1 protein-coding gene is annotated in these 934 nt (G+C 56.9%); it reads left to right on the forward strand.

The features are described from left to right. Positions 1 to 162 precede the first annotated feature (162 nt). Positions 163 to 924, forward strand: coding sequence for an SDR family NAD(P)-dependent oxidoreductase (locus tag NKH73_RS32530; protein ID WP_352939609.1), 762 nt, complete (start codon positions 163 to 165; stop codon positions 922 to 924). Positions 925 to 934 lie beyond the last annotated feature (10 nt).

Below are 934 nucleotides of genomic sequence, written 5' to 3' on the forward strand. Positions count from 1 at the left end.
GCCACCAAGCCGTCACCGCTGTCCGATGCGCCATGACTTCAGCTTGTTTGGCACATGACTTTTTGGAGGCTTGCGAACAGCCCGCATGCGGGCATAAATCACTAATCAGGGTGCGGGAAATATCCCCGCCAAGCCCCATCACTTCTACCGGGCAATCGAACCATGACACATTCCAAGAAGGTGGTTATCGTTACAGGGGCGACGTCGGGGATAGGGGAGGCCGTCTTAGAGGCTTTCGCCGCGATCGGGGCCTCACTCGTGTTGGTCGGCCGGGATCGAGACCGGGGGCAAAGAGCCTTGGAGTCGATTCAGAAACTCAATTGTGAGGCCGAATTGAAGTTTGGCGATGTCGCCGACTCGGCGTTTGCTGACCATGTAGTGAATTCCACCGTAGCGCGTTTCGGAAAGGTTGACGTCTTGGTCAACAGCGCCGGGATCATCCGGCGTGGAAGCGCCGTCGACACTACGGATGACGATTGGCGTCAGACATTCGACGCCAATGTCAACGGTGTATTCTACTTCAGCCGCGCCGCAGTGAAGTCCATGAGGACGACCGGCGGCGGCAGCATTGTCAACATAGCTTCAAATGTGGGGTTGTTTGGCTGTCCCGGGCTGGCTGCCTATTGTGCATCGAAAGGCGCGGTCGTTTTGTTGACTCAAGCCATGGCCCTTGACCACGCCAAAGAGCAAATCACCATCAATGCCGTCTGCCCCGGCGCTGTAGATACGCCCATGCTTGTGTCGGCCCATAGCAAGCCGGTTACCGCCGCCGAGATTATTCAAAGAAATGTTGACTCAATACCTCAGGGCCGCGTGGCGACTCCGAAGGAAATTGCTAGCTTGACGTTATTTCTTGCAAGCGCGGGGGCCAGGCACATCACCGGCGTCGCTATTCCAATAGATGGCGGGGTCACTGCAGGTTAGGAGGGATTCT

It is taken from the genome of Mesorhizobium sp. M0938, assembly GCF_040319125.1.
Lineage (GTDB): Bacteria > Pseudomonadota > Alphaproteobacteria > Rhizobiales > Rhizobiaceae > Mesorhizobium > Mesorhizobium robiniae.